This window comes from Brevibacillus sp. M2.1A, from assembly GCF_013284355.2.
Taxonomy (GTDB): Bacteria; Bacillota; Bacilli; order Brevibacillales; family Brevibacillaceae; genus Brevibacillus.
This window is the reverse complement of sequence record NZ_JABSUY020000001.1, coordinates 4,202,229-4,225,092: the sequence shown is the minus strand read 5'-3', so window position 1 is coordinate 4,225,092 and position 22,864 is coordinate 4,202,229. Positions and strand designations below refer to the sequence as shown.

20 protein-coding genes are annotated in these 22,864 nt (G+C 46.8%); all 20 read left to right on the top strand.

The features are described from left to right. Positions 1 to 2: 2 nt before the first annotated feature. The 20 genes from HP567_RS20165 to HP567_RS20070 all read left to right on the top strand — a co-directional run bounded on the left by HP567_RS20165 (position 3) and on the right by HP567_RS20070 (position 22,809). Complete coding sequence (locus HP567_RS20165; protein WP_173607986.1) at positions 3 to 944, top strand: bifunctional riboflavin kinase/FAD synthetase; 942 nt, start codon at positions 3 to 5, stop codon at positions 942 to 944. 133 nt (positions 945 to 1,077) lie between these two features. Further along, on the top strand, positions 1,078 to 1,347 hold the full coding sequence (gene rpsO, locus HP567_RS20160; protein WP_015891708.1) for a 30S ribosomal protein S15: 270 nt from the start codon (positions 1,078 to 1,080) through the stop codon (positions 1,345 to 1,347). A gap of 267 nt (positions 1,348 to 1,614) precedes the next feature. Next, the gene (gene pnp, locus HP567_RS20155) at positions 1,615 to 3,762 is read left to right on the top strand and encodes a polyribonucleotide nucleotidyltransferase (RefSeq protein WP_173607985.1); all 2,148 of its coding nucleotides are present in this window, start codon (positions 1,615 to 1,617) and stop codon (positions 3,760 to 3,762) included. Positions 3,763 to 3,920: 158 nt separating this feature from the next. Continuing rightward, on the top strand, positions 3,921 to 4,898 hold the full coding sequence (locus tag HP567_RS20150) for a polysaccharide deacetylase family protein (RefSeq protein WP_173607984.1): 978 nt from the start codon (positions 3,921 to 3,923) through the stop codon (positions 4,896 to 4,898). Between the two features lie 112 nt (positions 4,899 to 5,010). After that, on the top strand, positions 5,011 to 6,264 hold the full coding sequence (locus HP567_RS20145; protein WP_173607983.1) for a M16 family metallopeptidase: 1,254 nt from the start codon (positions 5,011 to 5,013) through the stop codon (positions 6,262 to 6,264). Positions 6,265 to 6,336: 72 nt separating this feature from the next. After that, positions 6,337 to 6,597: a YlmC/YmxH family sporulation protein gene (locus HP567_RS20140; protein ID WP_047067819.1), complete on the top strand. Its 261-nt coding sequence runs from the start codon at positions 6,337 to 6,339 to the stop codon at positions 6,595 to 6,597. A 137-nt stretch (positions 6,598 to 6,734) separates the two neighbouring features. Further along, positions 6,735 to 7,637: a dipicolinate synthase subunit DpsA gene (dpsA, locus tag HP567_RS20135; protein ID WP_173607982.1), complete on the top strand. Its 903-nt coding sequence runs from the start codon at positions 6,735 to 6,737 to the stop codon at positions 7,635 to 7,637. Next, positions 7,634 to 8,230, top strand: coding sequence for a dipicolinate synthase subunit B (locus tag HP567_RS20130; RefSeq protein WP_007719213.1), 597 nt, complete (start codon positions 7,634 to 7,636; stop codon positions 8,228 to 8,230). Before dpsA ends, HP567_RS20130 begins: the two co-directional genes overlap by 4 nt. A gap of 57 nt (positions 8,231 to 8,287) precedes the next feature. Then, the gene (locus HP567_RS20125) at positions 8,288 to 9,328 is read left to right on the top strand and encodes an aspartate-semialdehyde dehydrogenase (RefSeq protein ID WP_173607981.1); all 1,041 of its coding nucleotides are present in this window, start codon (positions 8,288 to 8,290) and stop codon (positions 9,326 to 9,328) included. An 11-nt stretch (positions 9,329 to 9,339) separates the two neighbouring features. Continuing rightward, positions 9,340 to 10,566: an aspartate kinase gene (gene dapG, locus HP567_RS20120; protein WP_173607980.1), complete on the top strand. Its 1,227-nt coding sequence runs from the start codon at positions 9,340 to 9,342 to the stop codon at positions 10,564 to 10,566. Positions 10,567 to 10,622: 56 nt separating this feature from the next. Continuing rightward, the gene (dapA, locus tag HP567_RS20115) at positions 10,623 to 11,489 is read left to right on the top strand and encodes a 4-hydroxy-tetrahydrodipicolinate synthase (protein WP_173607979.1); all 867 of its coding nucleotides are present in this window, start codon (positions 10,623 to 10,625) and stop codon (positions 11,487 to 11,489) included. A gap of 145 nt (positions 11,490 to 11,634) precedes the next feature. After that, on the top strand, positions 11,635 to 13,311 hold the full coding sequence (locus HP567_RS20110) for a ribonuclease J (RefSeq protein WP_173607978.1): 1,677 nt from the start codon (positions 11,635 to 11,637) through the stop codon (positions 13,309 to 13,311). A gap of 121 nt (positions 13,312 to 13,432) precedes the next feature. Further along, positions 13,433 to 14,257 (top strand): ClpP family protease, encoded by an 825-nt coding sequence (locus tag HP567_RS20105; RefSeq protein ID WP_173607977.1) that lies wholly within the window; start codon positions 13,433 to 13,435, stop codon positions 14,255 to 14,257. Beyond that, the gene (locus tag HP567_RS20100; RefSeq protein ID WP_173607976.1) at positions 14,254 to 14,484 is read left to right on the top strand and encodes a YlzJ-like family protein; all 231 of its coding nucleotides are present in this window, start codon (positions 14,254 to 14,256) and stop codon (positions 14,482 to 14,484) included. Before HP567_RS20105 ends, HP567_RS20100 begins: the two co-directional genes overlap by 4 nt. Before the next feature lie 220 nt (positions 14,485 to 14,704). Then, entirely contained in the window at positions 14,705 to 17,083 is a 2,379-nt protein-coding gene (locus tag HP567_RS20095; RefSeq protein ID WP_304502562.1) for an FtsK/SpoIIIE family DNA translocase, read from the top strand. Positions 17,084 to 17,322: 239 nt separating this feature from the next. Next, a complete protein-coding gene (locus tag HP567_RS20090) occupies positions 17,323 to 18,048 on the top strand; it encodes a GntR family transcriptional regulator (protein ID WP_173608375.1) in 726 nt (241 codons plus the stop codon). Positions 18,049 to 18,105: 57 nt separating this feature from the next. Then, positions 18,106 to 19,149 carry a BMP family lipoprotein gene (locus HP567_RS20085; protein ID WP_173607974.1) on the top strand — a complete coding sequence of 348 codons (1,044 nt, stop codon included), beginning with the start codon at positions 18,106 to 18,108 and terminating at the stop codon, positions 19,147 to 19,149. A 93-nt stretch (positions 19,150 to 19,242) separates the two neighbouring features. Beyond that, complete coding sequence (locus HP567_RS20080; RefSeq protein WP_173607973.1) at positions 19,243 to 20,784, top strand: ABC transporter ATP-binding protein; 1,542 nt, start codon at positions 19,243 to 19,245, stop codon at positions 20,782 to 20,784. Then, positions 20,777 to 21,850: an ABC transporter permease gene (locus HP567_RS20075; RefSeq protein WP_015891691.1), complete on the top strand. Its 1,074-nt coding sequence runs from the start codon at positions 20,777 to 20,779 to the stop codon at positions 21,848 to 21,850. The genes HP567_RS20080 and HP567_RS20075 overlap by 8 nt, the downstream gene beginning before the upstream one ends. Beyond that, entirely contained in the window at positions 21,850 to 22,809 is a 960-nt protein-coding gene (locus HP567_RS20070; RefSeq protein WP_173607972.1) for an ABC transporter permease, read from the top strand. The genes HP567_RS20075 and HP567_RS20070 overlap by 1 nt, the downstream gene beginning before the upstream one ends. Positions 22,810 to 22,864: the final 55 nt, after the last annotated feature.

The window sequence follows — 22,864 nt, the reverse complement described above, 5'->3', positions numbered from 1 at the left end:
CCGTGAAAACGATCTACCTAACATACCCGTTTCCGTCTGACCTGCAAGCGAATCCTTGTGCGATTGCACTGGGGTACTTTGATGGTGTACATATTGGGCATCGCCGTGTAATCCAAAAGGCAATTGATACAGCGAAAGCAAACGGATGGCAAAGTACGGTAGTGACCTTTGATCCGCATCCTCGAGAAGTTTTGGGGCAAAGCGGTTATACCCGCTATTTGACACCACTTGAAGACAAGCTCGAGCAATTCGAAAAGATGGGCGTAGACACCACATATGTGATGAAGTTCGATATCAGCTTTGCGGCTATTTATCCAGAAGATTTCATCGCAGAGTGCCTTCTTCCATTGGAATGCCGCCATATTGTCGTTGGCTTCGACTACACCTTTGGTTATCGCGGGATGGGGACTGCCCATACCTTGCAAGAAATGAGCAAAGGTCGCTATGGGCTCGACATCGTGGGTCCGGTAAATCGCTTGGGTGAAAAAGTGAGCAGTACAATCATCCGTGAATATCTTCATCATGGGGATGTCGAGCAGGTTCGCCATTTGCTAGGCCGCTCCTACAAAGTGCGTGGAACAGTCGTGCATGGCGACAAACGCGGTCGAACCATTGGTTTTCCTACAGCGAACGTCCAAGTAAATCAGCCGTACTTAATCGGAAAGAATGGGGTCTACGGCGTTCGCTTTACCGTGGATGAACAAAGCTACTATGGTGTCATGAACGTTGGGATCAAGCCTACATTTGAACTGGAGAAAAAAGAAAAGTCACTAGAAGTGCACATTTTTGAGTTCTCTGGTGAAATTTATGACAAAGAAGTAGAAGTAGAGTTTTTGTTCTACATCCGGGAAGAGCAGAAGTTTGCTGGAGTCGATGCACTCATCGCGCAAATTGGACGAGATGTACAAACGGCGAAGCAAAAATTCGCAGAGGGAATCTCGTAAAGGATTCTCTTTGCTTTTCACAAAATGGTATGCTATAATTCAAAACGTTGTACAGATAACCGTAGCTTGGCTGTCCGATTCTCACCGACGGCAGACTCGGCGAACGGTATAAAAAATGAGGAGGTGAGTCATGATGGCATTGACTCAAGAACGTAAAACTCAACTGATTCAAGAGTTCCGTACTCATGAGAACGACACCGGTTCACCGGAAGTGCAAATCGCTATCTTGACCGAAAACATTAACAATCTGAACGGACACTTGCGTACGCACAAGAAAGATCACCACAGCCGTCGTGGTCTCTTGAAAATGGTTGGTCAACGTCGTAACCTGTTGACATACCTGCGTGAAGCAGATGTTCAACGCTATCGTTCGGTTGTAGACCGCCTGGGTCTGCGCCGCTAATCAGCGTTTTGTAGAAAGCGGGTTCTGCCCGCTTTTTCTATCGTGTGGGAGGGTTTAGCGCAAGAAATGCGCTAAGCCTATCCTAACGAGTAAAGGCTTAGAAACAAATGGTTTGCTTACATTAGCTTCACAAAAGAAGCTTTTTTTATTATCTAGAACGACTGCCAAAGGTACCCATTTAATTTTTATCATGGCAGGAAATAATACATATAGGTAGAAAACAAAGTGTGTAAACGCACATTGTTGTGAAGGAGGACTGCTAGCATCATGGAGCAACAATACCGTACATATGACTTCGAACTGGCAGGCCGAAAACTGACCCTGGAATTTGGCAAAATGGCTAAACAGGCGCATGGTTCGGTCTTGGTTCGTTACGGCGATACAGCAATCCTGTCTGCAGTTACAGTCTCGAAGGAGCCGAAACCACTTGACTTCTTTCCACTGACTGTCAACTATGAGGAACGTCTCTATGCGGTTGGGAAAATTCCTGGCGGCTTTATTAAAAGAGAAGGACGTCCAAGCGAAAAGGCGATTTTGGCTAGCCGCTTGATTGACCGCCCTGTCCGCCCTCTTTTTGCAGAAGGATTCCGTAACGATGTACAAATCGTAAATACTGTTCTGTCTGTGGATCAAGACTGCTCGCCTGAAATCGCTGCGATGATCGGTACTTCCGCAGCGCTATGCGTCTCGGAGATTCCTTTTGAAGGTCCGATTGCAGGGGTAATCGTAGGTCGAATTGACGGTGAGTTCGTCATTAACCCTACTGTAGCTCAAGCAGAGAAAAGCGATATTCACCTGACTGTCGCAGGTACGCACAAAGCGATTAACATGGTGGAAGCAGCTGCGAACCAAGTACCGGAAGCGGTCATGCTTGAAGCGATCATGGCTGGTCATGACGTGATTAAGCAATTGGTAGAATTCCAGAACATGATCGTAGCAGAAATCGGCAAGCAAAAAATGGAAGTCATCTTGCATGAGGTTGATCCTGAAATCGATCAAGCTGTACGTGCATATGCGGAAGCTCGCTTGAAAGAAGCTGTTCGCATCGAAGAAAAACAAGCGCGCTACGATGCTATTGATGATATCAAGGCAGAAACCAAAGAGCATTTTGCAGCCAAGGACCCTGAGGCATATCCAGAACAGGAAAAGATGATTAGCGAAGTACTTGGCAATATTGTCAAGGATGAGGTTCGCCGTCTGATTACTGACGAGAAAGTTCGCCCTGATGGACGAGCTTTGCACGAAATCCGTCCGCTGTCCAGTGAGACAAACATTCTTTCCCGTACACATGGCTCTGCTATGTTTACCCGCGGTCAGACGCAAGCGTTGAGCGTTTGCACATTGGGCGCGCTGGGAGATGTTCAAATTCTCGATGGACTCGGTCTGGAAGAATCGAAGCGTTTCATGCACCACTACAACTTCCCGCCGTATAGCGTGGGTGAAGCACGTCCGTTGCGTCCTCCGGGTCGTCGTGAAATCGGACACGGTGCGTTGGGTGAGCGTGCTATCGAGCCGATCATTCCATCTGAGACAGAGTTCCCATACACGATTCGTCTCGTATCCGAGGTCATTGAATCCAATGGTTCCACATCGCAAGCATCGATTTGCGCGAGCGTACTTGCCTTGATGGATGCAGGTGTACCGATCAAAGCACCGGTAGCAGGTATTGCGATGGGCTTGATCATGAGCAAAGATGAGAAATCTTTCTCGATCCTGACTGATATTCAAGGTATGGAAGATCATTTGGGAGACATGGATTTCAAAGTAGCGGGTACAGAGGCTGGTGTAACAGCTATCCAAATGGACATCAAAATTTCCGGTATTAACCGTGAGATTTTAGAGTTGGCCTTGGAGCAAGCGCGTGTTGGTCGTTTGCACATTCTGAACCATATGATGAGCACGATTTCCGAACCGCGTAAAGAACTGTCTCCTTATGCACCAAAAATCATGACCATGACGATCAATCCGGAGAAAATTCGCGATGTAATCGGTCCACAAGGTCGTGTCATCAATAAGATTATCGAAGAAACCGGCGTAAAAATCGACATCGAACAAGATGGAAGAGTCTTCATTGCATCCATCAACCACGAGGCGAATCTGCGCGCGAAACAAATCATTGAAGATCTGGTTCGTGAGGTAGCTGTTGGTCAGGTATACCTGGGAACAGTAAAACGCGTAGAGAAGTACGGTGCGTTCATCGAGTTGTTCGCGGGTAAAGAGGGCTTGTGCCACATCTCTCAACTGGCTGAAGAGCGTGTAGCCAAAACAGAAGATGTTGTCGCAGTTGGTGATAAAGTACAAGTGAAAGTGACCGAGATCGACGACCAAGGTCGTGTGAATCTCTCTCGCAAAGCAGTTTTGAAAGAACAAGCTGCTGCGGCACAAGCTGCTGAAACGCCAACAAAAGCAGAATAAAGGAAACCAAAAGGCTTCGTCACTCGAAGAAATTCGTGTACGGAAGCTTTTTTCTTTTCTATACCAGATGCTTCTGATTCGTATGTCTAAGTCGTTCCCTCCCTTCATACATTGGACAAGAGAGACTCGTACGATTGATAGAGGAGGGCGACGCCCTAATGACGAATAGGACCAGGAGACTTTTGTTCATCGTTATATATGGAGCTGCGCTGATTGTTCTCTTGAATTATCAGCCTATTCATCATTACATTAGCACGCTCAAAAATGTCCAGGTAGCAAATGGGGATCGAAACGACAATGAAAAAGCGCGTTTACGGGCGCAGATTGAAAAGTGGAAAGAGGGCAGAGAGGAAGAACCAATCGATGCCGTCGTCGATCAGACGTGGAAGGCGATTCCCGGCTATAATGGACGTGTAGTCGATGTAGAAGAATCACTCAATAAAATGCTGGCTGCGGGTGTGTCCAGCCCAGATTTGCTGGTATACAAGGAAGTACCTCCAGCGGTTTCGCTTGAGCAATTGGGAGCACAACCGATCTATCGAGGAAATCCAAATAAACCAGCGATTTCTTTTATGATCAATGTGGCTTGGGGAAATGAGTATCTCGATTCGATGCTCAATACACTCGATAAACATAAGGTAAAAACAACGTTCTTTCTGGATGGCTCTTGGGTAAAACGTTACCCAGAAGAAGCGAAAAAGATTATGGCACGTGGCCATGAGATTGGGAATCATGCGTATTCGCATCCTGATATGAACACACTGGGAACACAGAGGATTCATCAAGAGATAAGTCGTACGCAAGATGTTATTTTTAAAACGCTGGAAGTAAAGCCTTCCTTGTTTGCACCGCCATCTGGTGCTTTTAACCAACGCGTTGTACAAATCGCGCATTCGTCTTATCAAATGAAGACGATACTATGGACGGCAGATACCATTGACTGGCAGAAACCTTCGCCTGCTTATGTGATCAATAAAATAAGCCGGAAAATGGAGAACGGCGTCCTCGTACTCATGCACCCTACTTCTACCTCCGAGGCCAGTTTAGACCAGCTTCTGACGATCGCCAAAAAGAAGGGGTTACAGCCGACGACTGTTTCGGAGGTTATATCGAGTCGTAGACTCCCGTCACCGTAAATACATGTTCATTTATTGTGGAGACAAAGGAAGTTTGCTATAGTTAGACGTGTTTACAAGAAATTCCCCGAGGTTTCGGGTAGAGACAGATGAACAACCGAGGAGGATTTACGTGATACAACGTCATACGTGTGATAACGGTCTTCGAATCGTGACGGAACGGATTCCGTCCGTTCGCTCCGTTGCCTTAGGCATCTGGGTAGGGACTGGTTCGAAATATGAAAACGAGAAAAACAACGGGATTTCCCATTTTCTCGAGCATATGTTTTTCAAAGGCACAAAAACTCGTTCTGCAAAGGAAATTGCGGAAACCTTTGATGAGATTGGCGGGAACGTGAACGCCTTTACTTCGAAGGAGTATACTTGTTATTACGCAAGGGTGCTCGACCAACATGCTCCGATCGCTCTCGATGTTCTTTCCGATATGTACTTCAACTCGGTATTTGATGCAGATGAGTTGGAAAAGGAAAAGAACGTCGTCATTGAAGAGATCAGCATGTATGAAGACACACCAGATGATTTGGTGCATGATTTGATTGCACGCGCTTCGTACAGCACACACCCGCTAGGCTATTCGATTTTGGGTACGGAAGATGTCCTGCGTAGCTTGAAACGTGATGATTTGATCGGTTATATTGATCAGCACTACCTGCCAACGAATACGGTGATTACGGTAGCGGGAAATTTTGAAGACAGTTTGATTGAAGATATTCAAAAGCGCTTTCAAGCTTTCTCTCGTCCAGGCGCTATGCCGACCTTGTCTACTCCTGACTTTGCTGGAAATGTTATTGCACATCACAAGGCAACAGAGCAAGCGCATTTGTGCCTGTCTTTACCTGGGTTTAAGGTAGGACATCCCGAAGTATATTCCTTGATTTTGCTGAACAATGTGCTGGGTGGCAGCATGAGCTCGCGTCTATTTCAAGAAATTCGAGAAGAACGCGGCTTGGCATACTCCGTGTATTCCTATCATTCGTCCTATAAAGAAGCGGGTACGTTCCACGTGTATACAGGAACGGCACCAGAGCAAGTGGGACAGGTTTTTGATATCGTCTCGCGCGTCCTGCGCGATGTCGCTGATCATGGAATTACGGACAAAGAGCTGAACAAAGGAAAAGAGCAGCTGAAAGGCAGCCTGATGCTCAGCTTGGAAAGCACGAATAGCCGTATGAGTCGCCTTGGCAAAAATGAGCTTTTGCTGGGCCGTCATCTCAGTCTAGATGAGATCATCGCCAAAATTGACCGTGTTTCCCATGAATCTGTTTTGGCTGTGGCGCAGCAGCTGTTCCGTTCCAAGATGTCTATGGCGATGGTGAGTCCACTCGATGGCTTCCCTGAAAACGTGAATAACGATATTTTGTTGTAGGCAAAAATCCGGCATAGCCCGGATTTTTTTGCGTATATCAACAGTAAATGAAAGGACAAAGGGGGCTTCTCCATGCGCTTAAGCGAGTTGGGTGGGAAGGAGATTATCGGACTGGACAACGGGGAGAAAATGGGAGTCATCAGTGATTCCGATTTAGTCATCCATCCCGAAAACGGTGCGATTCAATCCATCATCTTGCCAGGAGGTAGTTTCTTTGGGTTCGGCAAGAAGCGAGAGGACCTCGTGATCCCATGGAGTTCCATCGTAAAAATTGGGCCAGATATGGTCATCATCCAGCTTCAAGCGCCTGAGGCACAAGCTTCTCAAAAGTAGGCGCTACTGTCACCGAAGTAGCAGGAGCGGAATAGGATGGGGGTAGACCGCATGGATTTCCGTCAACTTTTCCAAAAGGAAAACCTTTGCGTTCCGATCATTTAATGCAGTAAAATGTGTGGAAAGGGGAACGCAGCATGCTAACGGGCATACATGTTGCCTTCATCGGCGGAGACGCTCGCCAGTTGGAAGTCATTAAGCGATGCATACAACTGGATGCTAGCGTCACGTTAGTTGGCTTCGACAACCTGGAAAGTAATTTTACAGGGGCAACGAAGAAACCATTAACATGCGATGTGTTGAAAGACGTGGACGCCCTCATCCTACCCATCGTAGGGACCGATGATCAAGGATACGTGGAAAGTATTTTCTGCTCCAAACAACTGCAGTTGCTAGACGAACATGTGGCAAGTCTGCCGGGTCATTGCGTGGTTTACACGGGAATGGCAAAGCCTTATCTGAAAAAACTGTTGGCTTCCACACAGCTTCCTCTCGTGGAGCTTTTGGATCGTGATGACGTAGCTATCTATAACTCTATCCCTACTGTAGAGGGAGCGTTAATGATGGCGATTCAACATACGGATATTACGATTCATGGATCACAGTCAATTGTTTTGGGATTGGGCCGAACAGGTTTGTCCATGGCTCGAGCATTGCATTCGTTGGGAGCCCGCGTAAGAGTTGGAGCCAGACGTCAAGAACACTTGGCACGCATTTATGAGATGGGATTGACTCCCTTCCATATAAGCGAAGTAAGGCAACAGGTTACGAATGCTGATTTCATTTTTAATACCATCCCGCAATTATTACTCACGGCAGAAGTGATTGCTCAAATGCCTCAATCGGCGTTTATACTTGATCTTGCCTCCAAGCCAGGGGGAACAGATTTTCGTTACGCTGAGAGACGAGGTATCAAAGCTCTTCTTGCTCCCGGATTGCCTGGAATCGTTGCACCTAAAACCGCTGGACAAATTTTAGCCCAAACATTGTCTCGTCTGATTGCGGATCAAAGGAAAGCGCCAGGAGGGGATGCAACATGAGTAAGCTTCAGGGAAAGACCATTGGATTTGGTTTGTCTGGATCGCATTGCACCTTTGAGGAAACGATGCCGCAAATTAAGCGATTTGTGGATGCTGGAGCACGGGTGGTTCCGATCGTATCGAACACGATTATGACCACGGATACACGCTTCGGTACTTCGCAAAGCTGGCAGCAACAAATCAAGGAACTGACGGGGGAAGAGCTTATTTCGACTATTCCACAGGCTGAGCCGTTGGGACCTTCCAAGTTGTTGGATGTCATGCTGATTGCGCCTTGCACAGGGAGTACGACGAGTCGACTGGCAAATGCCATTACGGATAGTGCCGTACTGATGGCGGCTAAGGCGACCATGCGTAATTTGCGACCCATCGTGATTGCCATATCCACCAATGATGGTCTGGGATTAAATGCAGCCAATATTGCCAAGCTGTTGGCTGCGAAAAATATGTATTTCGTTCCGTTCGGGCAGGATGCTCCGGATAAAAAACCGAATTCGCTTGTAGCTCGTATGGATCTACTATTAGAAACATGCGAAGCAGCTTTGGAAGGTCGACAATTGCAACCCTTGCTCATCGAAAGATTTAACTACTAATAAGACTACAGAAAAAACAATTAACCTGCTTTTTCGCGATTAGGAGGAGAGTAAGAGATGGCAAACCAACTGACTTTCAATGTTGCTGTAGTCGGTGCGACTGGTGCAGTCGGACAGCAGATGATTCAACTATTAGAAAAGCGCAACTTCCCAATCAAACAGCTTAAGCTGCTTGCTTCTGGACGTTCTGCAGGAAAAACAGTCACCTTCAAGGGGCAAGAAATTGTACTGGAAGAGGCGACTCCAGACAGTTTTGCAGGGGTTGATTTCGCCCTGTTTAGTGCTGGCGGATCGGTCAGCAAGGAACTGGCTCATCACGCAGTACGTCATGGCGCGGTTGTCATTGACAATACCAGTGCATTCCGGATGGACCCAGATGTCCCTCTCGTTGTGCCAGAAGTAAACATGGATGCTGCGCTCGCTCATAATGGAATCATTGCGAATCCGAATTGCTCTACGATTCAGATGGTTGCCGCTCTAAAGCCCCTTTATGATCGTTTTGGTATAGACAGAATTATCGTTTCTACTTACCAGGCAGTATCCGGTGCAGGTCAATCTGCGATCAATGAATTGCTCGACCAGAGTCGAGACATTTTGGATGGGAAAGAACCGCAGTGTAACGTACTTCCCGTAGGCAAATTGCCTGTGCATCATCAGATTGCGTACAACGCGATTCCGCAGATTGATGTGTTCACCGACAATGGTTTTACTTATGAAGAAATGAAAATGGTCAATGAGACCAAAAAAATCTTCGGTGATGACACTGTACTTGTTTCAGCTACTTGCGTACGTATTCCAGTGGTCTACGGCCACAGCGAGTCGGTATATGTAGAGCTGAAACAGGATTACGATCTGGCAGAAGTAAAGGCCCTGCTGAAAGACGCTCCGGGTATCGTGTTAGTAGATGCGCCAGAGGAACAGCAGTATCCACTCGCTACTGATGCAACAGGCAAACTGGAAGTATTCGTGGGCCGGGTGCGTCGTGATCTCCATCATCCTCGTGGACTGCATATGTGGATCGTTTCTGACAATCTTCTCAAGGGTGCAGCATGGAATACAGTACAAATCGCTGAAGAACTCATAAAAGCAAGAGTATAGGGGAGAGGTTAGTGAAGATTCTCGTCCAGAAGTTCGGTGGTTCTTCCTTGACGACGGAGGATTGCCGGATGCGGGCAATCTACCATATGGAAAAAGCAATTGATGAGGGCTATGCCCTCGTCGTTGTCGTATCGGCGATGGGACGCAAAGGCGATCCATATGCAACCGATACACTTTTGCAGTTGGTTCGAGCGAACGGGAACCAACTGCCGAGTAGAGAAATGGATATGCTGATGCATACCGGAGAAATCATCTCTGCTACAGTCATGTGCAGCATGCTGAATGCACGGGGAATTAAAGCGACGATTTTGACAGGCGGTCAAGCAAATATAGTGACGAGCGACGACTTTACAAATGCACAAATCATGTCGATCGATCCAAGTCGCATTTTGCAAGACTTGCAGGAAAATCAAGTTGTGATCGTTCCAGGATTTCAGGGGCGTACAGCCGAGTGGGAAATTACGACACTGGGACGGGGCGGAAGCGATACGACTGCTACCGCTCTCGGTGTCGCCTTGAAGGCTGAAACGGTGGATATTTTCACCGACGTGGAAGGCATCATGACCGCAGACCCGCGTATCGTTGAAGAAGCGCAGCGGCTCGGTATGGTGACCTACACGGAAATTTGCAACATGGCTCACCTGGGTGCAAAAGTTATTCATCCTAGAGCGGTGGAGATCGCGATGCACGCAAACGTGCCGATTCGTGTTCGCTCTACGTTTTCGGACGACCCCGGTACACTTGTTACGACGATGCTGGAGATCGGGAAGATGGGCTACACTGTAAACGATAGAGTCGTTATGGGAATTGCTCATGTACCGAACATTACCCAAATCAAAGTCGCGAACAAAGAAGGGTCTTATGATACACAGCTACAAGTCTTCAAAACGATGGCAACCAATAACATCAGTGTAGATTTCATCAATGTGAACCCAATGGGTGTTGCTTACACGGTCCATGATGAAATGGGAGAAAAAGCTGCTCGTCTGTTAACAGAAATGGGATACGAGCCGCAGCTTTTGCCGCATTGCGCAAAAGTGTCCGTGATTGGTGCAGGGATGACGGGCGTGCCCGGCGTGATGGCGAGAATCGTGGAGGCACTTACACAAGAAGACATTCAAATTCTTCAATCGGCAGACTCTCATACTACCATCTGGGTACTCGTGCATGAAATGGATATGGTGAAGGCGGTTCGCGCTCTTCATCAGCAGTTCAACCTGCATGTTCAACATATGTAAGAGCATATCCTGACTTTAAATACCTACTGATCACGATAAGAGGAGTTGGAGAGGTAGTGGCACGTTTTGGTCGACTGGTTACCGCTATGGTAACGCCTTTTAATGAGCAGCTACAGGTCGATTACGATAAAACAGAGCGACTGATTGACCATTTGATTGCAAATGGTTCAACTGGAATCGTATTGAGTGGTACCACGGGTGAATCACCAACTTTATCCCGTACGGAGAAACTCGACCTTTTCCGACATGTGGTTTCTTACGCAAAAGGAAGATGCCACATCATTGCAGGAACAGGCAGTAATGATACAGCCTCAAGCATTGAGTTCACCCAAGCTGTACAATCCATTGGCGTAGACGCTGTCATGGTCGTTGCTCCTTATTACAGCAAGCCATCACAGGAAGGACTATACGCACATTTCAAGGTATTATCGGAAGCGACCGAGCTGCCCGTGATGCTTTATAATGTGCCAGGAAGATCCGTCGTCAATATGACTGCTGAAACGACACTTCGTTTGGCAAAACTGCCTAATGTAGTATGCATCAAGGAAGCCTCCGGCAATTTGTCGCAGATGGCGCAAATCATTGAGCATGCACCGGAAGGCTTTGAGCTGTACAGTGGCGATGATGGATTAACCTTGCCGATCCTGTCTATCGGGGGAGTGGGCATAGTCAGTGTGGCGAGTCATGTAGTTGGCCGTCTAATGACAGACATGATGGACGCCTTTTTTGCCGGTAACTTAACGGAGGCAGCAAGACTCCATCGCAAGCTGTTGCCGATTTTTGAGGGCCTCTTTGCATACCCGAGCCCAGGACCGACCAAGGTCGCTTTAGAAAAGCTCGGCGTTCAAGTTGGAGGCGTTCGACTGCCATTAGTCGAGCTGAACGAACAAGAAAAAGCATTCGTTCATTCTCTGCTTGTTTAACTCCATAGAAGATCAAGAGCCATTCCTGCCTGGGATGGCTCTTTTTCCTTGTGTTCATGATTTCACTTCGGGTATAATAAGAACAAGTGATTTGGGGCGGTTTTTTTGAGTGGACATGACAACTAAATATAGGAGGTTACACGTTTTGGCAAAGTCGAATCACTCTGTTCTCGTTTTCGCCCTGGGCGGAGTCGGCGAAATTGGGAAGAATATGTACGTGGTACAAAGCGGTGACGACATCGTAGTGATTGATGCCGGATTGAAGTTCCCAGAAGAGGAAATGCTGGGGATTGATATGGTTATTCCGGATATCACCTACTTGGAGGAACATCGCGACAAGGTTCGGGGTATTATTATTACGCATGGACATGAAGACCACATCGGCGGCCTCAGCTACGTGCTGAAGCATTTGAAAGTCCCGGTTTATGCGACAAAACTTACCCTTGGTTTAATTGATGCAAAGTTAAAAGAAGCGGGTATCCTAAACGAAACAAAACGCGTATTGATCAACAGCGACTCGGAAGTCGTTCTAGGAAAGATGAAGGCAACCTTTTTCCGTGTAAACCACAGCATCCCGGATTGTGTAGGGGTATGCTTGGATACGCCAGAAGGCTACATCGTTCATACAGGAGACTTCAAATTCGATCAAACACCTGTTAACAATCAGGTAGCTGATTTGGCAAAAATGGCGATGATCGGTGACAGAGGCGTTTTGTGCTTGCTCTCTGACAGTACGAATGCAGAACGGCCTGGATTTACCGGATCGGAACGCTCAGTGGGCAAAGCACTCATGGATGTGTTCAGCAAAGCACCTGGACGTATTGTTGTTTCTACGTTTGCATCAAATGTTCACCGCATTCAACAAGTGGTGGACGCTGCAGCACAGTTCAACCGTAAATTGACGGTTGTTGGCCGGAGCATGCAAAATGTCATTACTATCAGCAGAGACTTAGGGTACTTGTTGGTCCCTGAGGGCTTGATTGTTGAGATCGATGAAATCAACAAATTGCCTGCTGAACAAGTCGTTATTTTATCAACTGGAAGCCAAGGAGAGCCTATGTCCGCGCTCACTCGTATGGCCCGATCCGCCCATCGGAAAATTGACATCCTTCCAGGGGATACCGTTATTATTGCAGCCACTCCCATTCCAGGGAATGAAAAATACGTGGCGCGTACGATCGATCAATTATCGCGCATTGGTGCAGATGTCATTTATGGTGGCCATGGACCTAACGGAACCGTCCACGTCTCCGGTCATGGAAGCCAAGAGGAATTGCGCCTGATGCTTAACCTAATGAAGCCTAAATACTTTATTCCCGTTCACGGTGAATATCGCATGCTGAAAACACATGCTTTACTTGCTGAACAGGTTGGAATTCCTGAAGAAAACACATTCTTGCTCGATAACGGCGATACAGTTGAATTCTCAGGGGGCAAGGCCCGTTACGGTGGAAAAGTCCATGCTGGCAATGTTTTGATTGACGGCTTGGGTGTTGGTGATGTAGGAAACATCGTACTTAGAGATCGCAAATTACTGTCACAAGATGGCATACTGGTAGTTGTCGTTACACTCAGCAAACAAAATGGCACGATTTTGTCAGGTCCAGACATCATTTCTCGCGGTTTCGTCTACGTGCGAGAATCCGAAGAGCTGCTGGATGAGGCAAATCGCATAGTGACCCAAACACTTGTCAAATGCATGGAAGAAAATGTGAACGAATGGTCTTCACTGAAAAATAACGTAAAAGAATCATTAGGCCGTTATCTGTACGAGCAAACGCGCAGACGTCCGATGATCTTGCCGATTATCATGGAAGTGTAGGATCACGATAAAGAGCTGGAAATCCTTTTGAAAAAGGGTTTCTGGCTTTTTTTGCCTTTGTGGGCGCATGATTTTTCCTGTCCTTATCCATACTACAGAGGAAAGTGAGGGAGGATCATCCATGTCGAATCAACAATTTAGCGATTTTTTAAATAGGCCGCCGTTTGCAAACACAGCAGTAAATAGTAAGGAATCTCAGCCACAATCACCAACTGATGATCAGGAGCCTTCTGCCTCGCCGCCATCAGAAGCACCCGCACAGGAAGACCCGAAGAAAAAACTGCTGGATTCCATTACGCAACTGGGCCAGACAAACGTTCCACAGCTCGAAAGCAATATTTATTGTATGACCGTCATCGGACAAGTAGAAGGGCATATTCAGTTGCCCCCACAAAATAAGACGACCAAGTACGAGCACCTCATCCCTCAATTGGTTGCGGCAGAACAAAACAGTAAAATAGAGGGCGTACTCGTTATTTTGAATACGGTTGGCGGGGACGTGGAAGCAGGCTTGGCAATTGCGGAAATGGTATCGTCCTTGTCCAAACCGGTAGTCACACTCGTACTTGGCGGTGGTCATAGCATTGGTGTTCCAATTGCTGTAGCTGGTTCGTACTCGTTTATTGCAGAAACAGCCACGATGACGATACACCCGATCCGTTTGACGGGTCTTGTAATTGGTGTGCCTCAAACGTTTGAGTACTTGGACAAAATGCAGGATCGTGTAGTAAGCTTTATCGCCCGTCACTCCAAAGTTTCAGAAGAAAAGTTCCGTGAGCTCATGACCCGTACCGGTGAATTGACACGAGACATTGGAACCAACGTGATTGGTGTAGATGCAGTAAAATACGGATTGATTGATGAAGTAGGCGGTCTTGGTAGTGCACTGAAAAAACTGAACGAACTGATCAAAGCGCAAAAAGGCGAGGAGAGTGTACTCCAATGATCCTATACTCCATCATTCCGATGGAAACGGTGTTTGAGAACATGGAGCAAGTGGAGAAACAAGAGCTCAAAGAGATAGCCGTGGGTCATGCCACGATGCTCATTGAGCAAACCGGACCGTTTGAAGGAAAAATCGTCAGGCTGATTAGTCCCAATCCGCAAGACTACCTGAAGGAACAATACGCACCTGGACAAAAAATTCAGTTTCAACCTGAGTGGCTTGCCTAAGAAGTCCTGTATTTCTATGAATTTCCTGTGTTATACTAGAGAAGTACGAACAGCAGCCGAACACGCGACGGCTGCCTTTTTTAACGAATAGGAATATAGAAATTAAATTCCGGAGCGCATGGAAACTTTCCGCTATAACAGGGTCGCTCTACGTTGAAAAGGCCTCGATAGAGGTGTTCTAACCATTGGATACATAAGGAGTATAATGACGGGAGGAGGCGTGCCATTGAGTAGGAGAAAAAAAGAGCGTTCAAAAGCGGCATTGGCCTCAGTTGTCAAAATAGAGCTGCTGGGACTTCTCATCATCGTGCTGTCCTTGATCGGGCTTTTGGAGAGTGGATGGCTGGGCAAAAATGTACTGGCACTTCTATTTCGGTTTATTGCGGGCTCATGGGATTTTCTCATTCCTGTTCTGCTAATCGGTATGGCCATACATATGATGTTTACCAGAAAGTCACCGAAGCTTACTTACCGCGTCTTAGGCATAGCGCTCATAGGTGTGGCGATTTTGACTTGGGATCACATGATATTGTACAAACAAATTACCGCAGATGGAAAATTTGCAGAGCAAAGCATTATTAAGGTTACATGGGACAGAATTTGGCTCGATCATGGTCAGAAAGTGTCCACCACCGGGGTAGGCGGAGGAATGATTGGTGCCCTGTTTTTTGCGGTGACAAATGGCCTTGTTGGAACAATCGGTACTGGTCTCGTGATTGTGTTCCTTTTCCTCGTGGGACTGATGTTTCTGTTCAATCTCTCTTATGTAAACATTTTGATGTTTGCCAAGGACAAGCTCGCTTTGTTTTACGGAAAGGCGAAGCATACAGTGAAGGACTCTGTACAGCTTTTGCAGGAAGAGAGCGAGAAGAGAAAGAAAGAAGCAAAGGAAGCGGAAGAGGCTCGCAAGCAAAAAGAATCGGAGGCAGAGAACGAGGCCATTGCTGTTACGGCGTTGAAAGAGCAAAAATCTCATCCACAGCCTGTCAATCAGGAGGAAGAAGTACAGCAACTAAACGCCCCATTAATTCGTGATTTTACAGATCGCATTGCGCTGGAAGAGGATGAGGAACCGATTCATCCTAGTCATCAAGCGAGAGCTGCACAACCGAAAACTAATCAGGAAATTACGTTTGCGCTCGAAGGAGAAGAGGAAATCTTCGGTACAATAAATACCGGAGAAGAACAAAATACCATGCCGTATGAGCTGCCAAGTCTGCAAATGCTTGCAAGACCCAAAGCGAGTTCAACAGCTAAAGACGTCGATCATACCTCAAATGCGGCAAAATTAGTGCAGACACTAAAGAGCTTTGGCGTCAATGCAACTGTTTCCGAGGTACATCGAGGACCAGCTGTTACACGCTACGAAGTTCAGCCTGCTACAGGGGTAAAAGTAAGCAGGATTGTTAGCCTGACGGATGATCTGGCTTTGGCATTGGCAGCAAAAGATATCAGGATTGAGGCACCAATCCCAGGAAAATCAGCTATCGGCATCGAGGTTCCGAACTCGGAGGTAGCGGTCGTATCATTACGAGAAGTGTTGGAAGCACCCGAGTATCAAGATGCGCCAGGCAAGCTTACCGTTGCTCTTGGCCGAGATATTTCCGGAGAGCCGATCGTTGCAGATTTGACCAAGATGCCGCATTTGCTTGTAGCGGGTGCGACGGGAAGCGGAAAATCAGTATGTATTAACGGATTGATCATGAGTATTTTGTTCAAGGCCAAACCGGAAGAAGTCAAGCTGATGATGGTTGACCCGAAGATGGTGGAACTGAATGTCTACAACGGAATTCCGCATTTATTGGCTCCAGTTGTTACTGATCCGAGAAGGGCTTCTGTTGCATTGAAAAAAGTCGTGGCCGAGATGGAACGGCGCTATAATTTGTTTGCCAAAACCGGTAGCCGCAATATTGAAATGTACAATGCACAAGTGGAAGGCACGCCACTTCCCTATATCGTCGTTATCGTCGATGAGCTTGCGGACTTGATGATGGTAGCTCCGGGAGAAGTGGAGGATGCGATTTGTCGACTCGCGCAAATGGCTCGTGCTTCCGGGATTCATCTAATCATCGCTACCCAACGTCCTTCTGTAGATGTCATTACAGGTGTGATCAAGGCAAATATCCCATCTCGCATTGCCTTTGGGGTGTCTTCGATGGCGGACTCCAGAACGATTCTCGATATGGGAGGAGCAGAAAAGCTTCTCGGTAGAGGAGACATGCTATCGCTGCCGATGGGGGCATCCAAGCCGACCCGTGTCCAAGGAGCTTTTGTATCTGACAAGGAAGTAGAAGAGGTTGTTCGTTTTGTAAAAGAACAGCAAGAGGCTCGCTACAATGAAGAGATGATCCCGGGTGACGTGCAGGAGGAGCAGCAGCCAGTTGTGGATGATGAACTGTACGACCAAGCTGTCCAAATTGTTTCAGAAGCCCAAACGGCATCGGCATCCTTGTTGCAGCGTCGTCTTCGTGTCGGTTATACGAGAGCGGCACGATTGATTGATATGATGGAAGCTCAAGGAGTAGTCGGTCCTTATGAGGGAAGCAAGCCTCGTGAGGTTCGTCTTCCACGCCCGTCCATAGAAAGTAATATTTCATAAAGAGAGACCTTGCCAGCATTTGTGTTGGTAGGGTCTTTTTTCCTATTTTAGGAGAAAAATCCCTGTCGAAATTAATCATTTTGCATTATTATTCATAAATATTTGGCTTGCATGAAACTCGCCCCTCATGTAAAATTTCTAAGAGATTGACGGAAATTGTTGTTATTAAGTCTCATACGAATCAGAGGTCTGACGTCCTACCTGTTGGGATGGCTGAAGGACAGCAGGAGTGAATGATGATGAGCATCAAAGGGAATGTTCGATCACTGTTTCTCTTGGTAATGGACAAGATCAAGAGTGATATCGAAACCGGACTTCTTCGTCCTGGTGAACGCCTCCCTTCTGAAGCCGAACTATCGAAACAGCTTGGTGTAAGCAGGGCGACGCTTCGCGAGGCACTCCGACTTCTTGAGGAAGAGAAGATTGTCATTCGTAGACACGGTGTAGGTACCTTTATTAATTCAAAGCCTGTTTTTTCGGGTGGGATTGGGGAACTCTTTAGTGTGACGGATGCAATCGAGCGTCAAGGATATACGGCAGGAACCTTGATCCTGAAAACATCCTTTGGCGAATCTGCTGAAGAAGAGAGGAAGCGGCTGGCCTTAAATCCGGGTGAAGGCGTTCTCATCGTAGAGCGAATTCGAACGGCTGACGGTGAGCCTGTGGTTTATTGTGTGGACCGCATTCCTGCACATCTGGTGCCCGAGGGCTATGCGGCAAGTGGAGAGTCTATCTTCAAATGGCTGGAGAGCGTAACAGGGGTAAGGATCGCATACGCAGTAGCCGATATTGAACCCATAGGCTACAATGAAAAGGTTTCCAACCTACTGCATTGCGATAAATCTGCTCCCATGCTCTTGCTCAAACAGATTCATTACGACGAAAGTGAAAAGCCAGTGCTATACTCCCATAATTACTTCAGGGCTGACAAAATTCACTTTCATGTCGTACGGAGACGGTTGTAACAGTGGGGGCAACCTCACTCAACAATTTCATCAACTAAAAACAGGGGGTAATCTCAGATGAAGAAAGTTCTATCCGTGCTTTCTGTGGCAACACTCAGCCTGTCGCTCGTTCTCGCTGGCTGCGGAAGCAAAGAAGCACAGCCTCAAGGCCAAACTGGTAGCAATGGAGGCGCTCCAGCCGCTAAAGCTATCAAAGTAGGTATGGTTACAGACGTTGGCGGTGTAAACGACAACTCCTTTAACCAGAGTGCTTGGGAAGGGCTGCAAAAACTCCAAACCGATATGAATCTCCCGAAAGAAAACGTAAACTATCTGCAATCAAAATCAGATGCTGACTATGTACCAAACCTGACTCAATTCGTAAAAGACGGTTGGGATCTGACTTGGGGTATCGGCTTCCTGATGGGTGACCACCTGAAAAAAGTAGCAGATGAAAACAAAGATGCAAAATTGGCGATCATCGACGCTGAAGTAGATGCTCCTAACGTAACATCTGTACTCTTTAAAGAGCATGAAGGCTCCTTCCTTGCTGGAGTAGTTGCAGCGAAAATGACCAAAACGAAAAAAGTTGGATTCGTGGGTGGCGTTGACATCCCGGTAATCAAACGTTTTGATCTTGGTTTCGAAGCGGGCGTAAAAGCTGTAGATCCAAGCATTCAGGTAGTTAAAGTTTACACGGGTGCTTTTGACAAACCAGACATGGGTAAATCTACTGCTTCCTCTATGTACGGTCAAGGTGTGGACATCATCTTCCACGCTTCCGGCGGTACAGGCGACGGTGTGTTCAACGAAGCAAAAGACCGTAAAGCTAAAGGCGAAAACGTATGGGTAATCGGTGTTGACAAAGACCAATCCCTGACTTTCGGCGACGAAGTCACATTGACTTCCATGGTAAAACGTGTTGACGAAGCAGTTATTCGTGTATCGAAAGACCTGTCTGAGGGTAAATTCAAAGGCGGAGTACAATGGCTCGGACTGGCTGAAAACGGTGTAGGTCTGGCTGACACTTCCACGAAGAACGTTCCTGAAGACGTATTGAAGCTGGTTGAAGAATACAAGCAAAAAATCGTTAAAGGCGAAATCACAGTTCCTGACAAGTAAAAACTAAGGAAGCTGCAATTGGACAAGGCTGGTTCGAGCTACTGGCCTTGTCCTTTACCTTCACACTAGACCCGAAAAATGGGGTGAGCATGCATGAACTCGGTAAAAAAAGTGGTTGAAATGAGAGGGATCACGAAACGGTTCCCAGGCATTGTTGCGAACGACAGTATTACGCTGTCTGTAGGTAAAGGTGAAATTCATGCGCTGCTCGGAGAGAATGGCGCGGGTAAGTCCACACTCATGAATATCTTGTTCGGTCTATATCAGCCGGATGAAGGCGAAATTCTGATTAACGAGAAAGTTGTAGAGATCACAAGTCCAAGGATTGCAAACGAACTTGGTATCGGAATGGTTCACCAACATTTTATGCTCGTAGAAACATTTACAGTCACGGAAAACATTGTGCTAGGAAATGAACCGAAAAACGGGTTGAAGATAGATATTCAAAGCGCTGAGAAAGCGGTAGAAAAACTGTCGAATCAATACGGGCTCAAAGTTGATCCGAGAGCAAAAATTCAGGATATCTCAGTAGGGATGCAGCAGCGTGTAGAGATTTTGAAAACGCTTTATCGCGGTGCCGACATCTTGATTTTTGATGAGCCTACGGCTGTATTGACGCCGCAGGAAATCCATGAACTTATCGAGATCATGCATAACTTGGTAAAAGAAGGTAAGACGATTATCCTGATCACACACAAGCTGAAAGAAATTATGGCTGTATGTGACGCGGTTACAATCATTCGTCGAGGAAAAGTCATTGACTCCGTATTGGTAAAAAATACGAATCCAGACGATTTGGCTGCGAAAATGGTTGGTCGTGAAGTAAACTTCCGCGTCGATAAAACGGAAGCAAAACCAAAAGAAACGATTCTTTCCGTAGAGAATTTGACAGCGATGGGTAACCGTGGTGTGAATGCGTTGAACAATCTCAGCTTAGAGGTTCGCGCTGGTGAAATTCTCGGGATTGCAGGAGTCGACGGAAATGGCCAAAGTGAACTGATTGAAGTTTTAACTGGCTTGCGTAAAGCAACAAGTGGGCGTGTCCTTCTTAATGGCAAAGAAATTACGAATCAAAGTCCACGTAACATCTCGGAATCAGGATTGTCGCACATTCCTGAAGACCGACATAAACGAGGATTGGTTCTTGATTTCACCATGAGTGAAAATATGGTATTGGAAACGTACTTCCATCCAACGTTTTGCAAAAACGGTTTTCTTGATTATGGCGCCATTGACAAGCATGCGGCCAAGCTTATCGAAGAATTCGACGTTCGGACTCCGAGTATTTACACGCCAGCACGAGCGCTCTCTGGAGGAAACCAACAGAAGGCAATTATTGCCCGCGAAGTGGACAAGAACCCGGATTTGCTGATTGCGGCTCAACCTACTCGTGGCTTGGACGTAGGGGCTATCGAATTTATTCATCGCAGGCTGATTGATCAGCGCGATCAGGGAAAAGCGGTTCTCTTGCTTTCCTTGGAGCTAGATGAGGTTATCAATGTATCCGACCGGATTGCGGTTATTTATGAGGGAGCCATTGTGGGGATTGTCGATGCAAAATCGACAACGGAGCAAGAGCTCGGCTTGATGATGTCCGGCGGAAAAGTAATGCAAGGAGGGGGAAACGATGAATAAAGTTATTGCGGTCTTCACGAAAGAATCGTTTCTCGTTCCTGCCGTTGCGATCATTCTTGGTCTTTTGACCGGAGCAATCGCAATGCTGGCAGGTGGATTTGATCCAATCGCTGCCTATACGGCTTTGATTAAAAAAGTATTTGGTAGTGCGTATAACTTTGGTGAAACGATTCGCCAAATTACGCCTTTGATCTTTACAGGTTTGGCTGTAGCTTTTGCTTTCCGTACGGGTCTTTTTAACATCGGGGCAGAAGGCCAATTTATCGTCGGGATGATTGCTTCTACTGTCGTAGGTGTTTCTTTTGACCTTCCAGCTATCATTCACGCTCCACTTGCGATCCTTGCAGGTGCTTTAGCAGGTGGTTTGTGGGGTGCCATTGCCGGTTATTTGAAAGCAGCACGTGGTGTCAATGAGGTTATTACCAGCATCATGTTGAATTGGGTAGCACTTTACTTTGCAAACTGGATCATGAATGCTTTCTTTATTCCAGCAGGAAAACAAACATCGGAAGAGGTAAAGGATTCTGCGATCATTACTATCGGATGGCTCGCTGAAATGTTTGACAATGCTCGTTTGCACTGGGGTACACTCATTGCCGTACTCGCAGCTATTTTCTTCTATATCATCCTTTGGAAAACAAAATCTGGTTTTGAATTGCGTTCCGTTGGTTTGAACCCGCATGCTTCTGAGTATGCAGGTATGAATGTAAATCGTAATGTTGTAAAGGCCATGTTCATTGGTGGTATGTTTGCAGGGATTGGTGGAGCAACCGAGATTTTGGGCGTCTTCCACTATCAAGCGATTATGACGCAGCATACGGGCTATGGATTCGATGGAATCGCGGTAGCATTGATCGGCGGAAATACTCCATTCGGGGTTATCCTTGCTGCCATATTGTTTGGAGTTCTCACATTCGGTGCGAGCGGCATGCAGTTTAGTGCGGGTGTACCGTTTGAGTTAATCCGTGTCGTGATTGCTTCTGTTATTTTCTTCGTTGCTGCACATGGCATCGTGAAAATTTTCGTTAAGCCGATCTTGATGAAGAAAAAGGAAGGTGGAAACTGATGGATTGGGGATTAATTCTCAGCAACCTCGTTCATGATACCATCGTGTTTTCCACTGCCTTGATTTTTGCCGCATTGGGTGGATTGTACTCGGAGCGTTCTGGTGTCGTGAACATTGCGCTAGAAGGTATGATGATTATCGGTGCTTTTACCGGTGCCGTAATGACCTATGCTTTCCAAGATTCACTTGGTGCTTGGGCACCGTGGGTCGGATTTATAGCGGCAGGGATTGCTGGTGCTATTTTTGCACTCCCACATGCCGTTGCTTCCGTTACATTTAAAGCGGACCAGACCGTCAGTGGTGTGGCCCTGAACTTCTTGGCAGCTGGACTTTCCATCTACCTGACCAAAATTATTTTCAACGGAGCAGGTCAAACAACAACATTGACCACTGTATTTAACAAATTCAGTATTCCTGGATTGAGTGAAATTCCGTATATCGGACATGCCATTTTTGAGGCGTATCCTACTAGCTTTTTGGCTTTCATTGCTGTTTTCGTTACTTGGTATGTTGTATTTAAGACACCATTCGGATTGCGCTTGCGTTCAGTTGGTGAGCATCCGCGTGCTGCTGATACGGTAGGGATCAACGTTAAGAGAATGCGCTACACGGCTGTTATGATCAGTGGTATGCTGGCTGCATTGGGTGGAGCGACCATTTCTTTGACGACAACCAGTAACTTCTCCCATAACACGGTTTCCGGACAAGGGTTTATCGCGATTGCGGCCTTGATCTTCGGTAAATGGCATCCAATGGGTGCGATGGGAGCTGCATTGTTCTTTGGTGTCGCTCAAGCGATCAAGTCTTTGGTACAAATCTTCGGATTGACCAATTACATTCCTACTGAATTTATCTTCATGCTTCCGTACGTACTGACGATTCTCGTGATGGCTGGTCTGGTAGGACGATCCAGTGCTCCAGCGGCCCTCGGCAAACCTTACGATACGGGATCGCGTTAATCATTCGTTAACAACATTTGGCGTCTAGAACCTGTCACTTCCCCTGTGCGATAAT

Coding starts and splice junctions, on each gene's coding strand:
- HP567_RS20140 (WP_047067819.1), top strand. CDS start 6,337: ATGCGCTTAAGCGAGTTGGGTGGGAAGGAGATTATCGGACTGGACAAC.
- HP567_RS20100 (WP_173607976.1), top strand. CDS start 14,254: ATGATCCTATACTCCATCATTCCGATGGAAACGGTGTTTGAGAACATG.
- HP567_RS20070 (WP_173607972.1), top strand. CDS start 21,850: ATGGATTGGGGATTAATTCTCAGCAACCTCGTTCATGATACCATCGTG.
- rpsO (WP_015891708.1), top strand. CDS start 1,078: ATGGCATTGACTCAAGAACGTAAAACTCAACTGATTCAAGAGTTCCGT.
- HP567_RS20130 (WP_007719213.1), top strand. CDS start 7,634: ATGAGTAAGCTTCAGGGAAAGACCATTGGATTTGGTTTGTCTGGATCG.
- HP567_RS20105 (WP_173607977.1), top strand. CDS start 13,433: ATGTCGAATCAACAATTTAGCGATTTTTTAAATAGGCCGCCGTTTGCA.
- HP567_RS20090 (WP_173608375.1), top strand. CDS start 17,323: ATGAGCATCAAAGGGAATGTTCGATCACTGTTTCTCTTGGTAATGGAC.
- HP567_RS20125 (WP_173607981.1), top strand. CDS start 8,288: ATGGCAAACCAACTGACTTTCAATGTTGCTGTAGTCGGTGCGACTGGT.
- HP567_RS20080 (WP_173607973.1), top strand. CDS start 19,243: ATGAACTCGGTAAAAAAAGTGGTTGAAATGAGAGGGATCACGAAACGG.
- dpsA (WP_173607982.1), top strand. CDS start 6,735: ATGCTAACGGGCATACATGTTGCCTTCATCGGCGGAGACGCTCGCCAG.
- HP567_RS20075 (WP_015891691.1), top strand. CDS start 20,777: ATGAATAAAGTTATTGCGGTCTTCACGAAAGAATCGTTTCTCGTTCCT.
- HP567_RS20085 (WP_173607974.1), top strand. CDS start 18,106: ATGAAGAAAGTTCTATCCGTGCTTTCTGTGGCAACACTCAGCCTGTCG.
- HP567_RS20150 (WP_173607984.1), top strand. CDS start 3,921: ATGACGAATAGGACCAGGAGACTTTTGTTCATCGTTATATATGGAGCT.
- pnp (WP_173607985.1), top strand. CDS start 1,615: ATGGAGCAACAATACCGTACATATGACTTCGAACTGGCAGGCCGAAAA.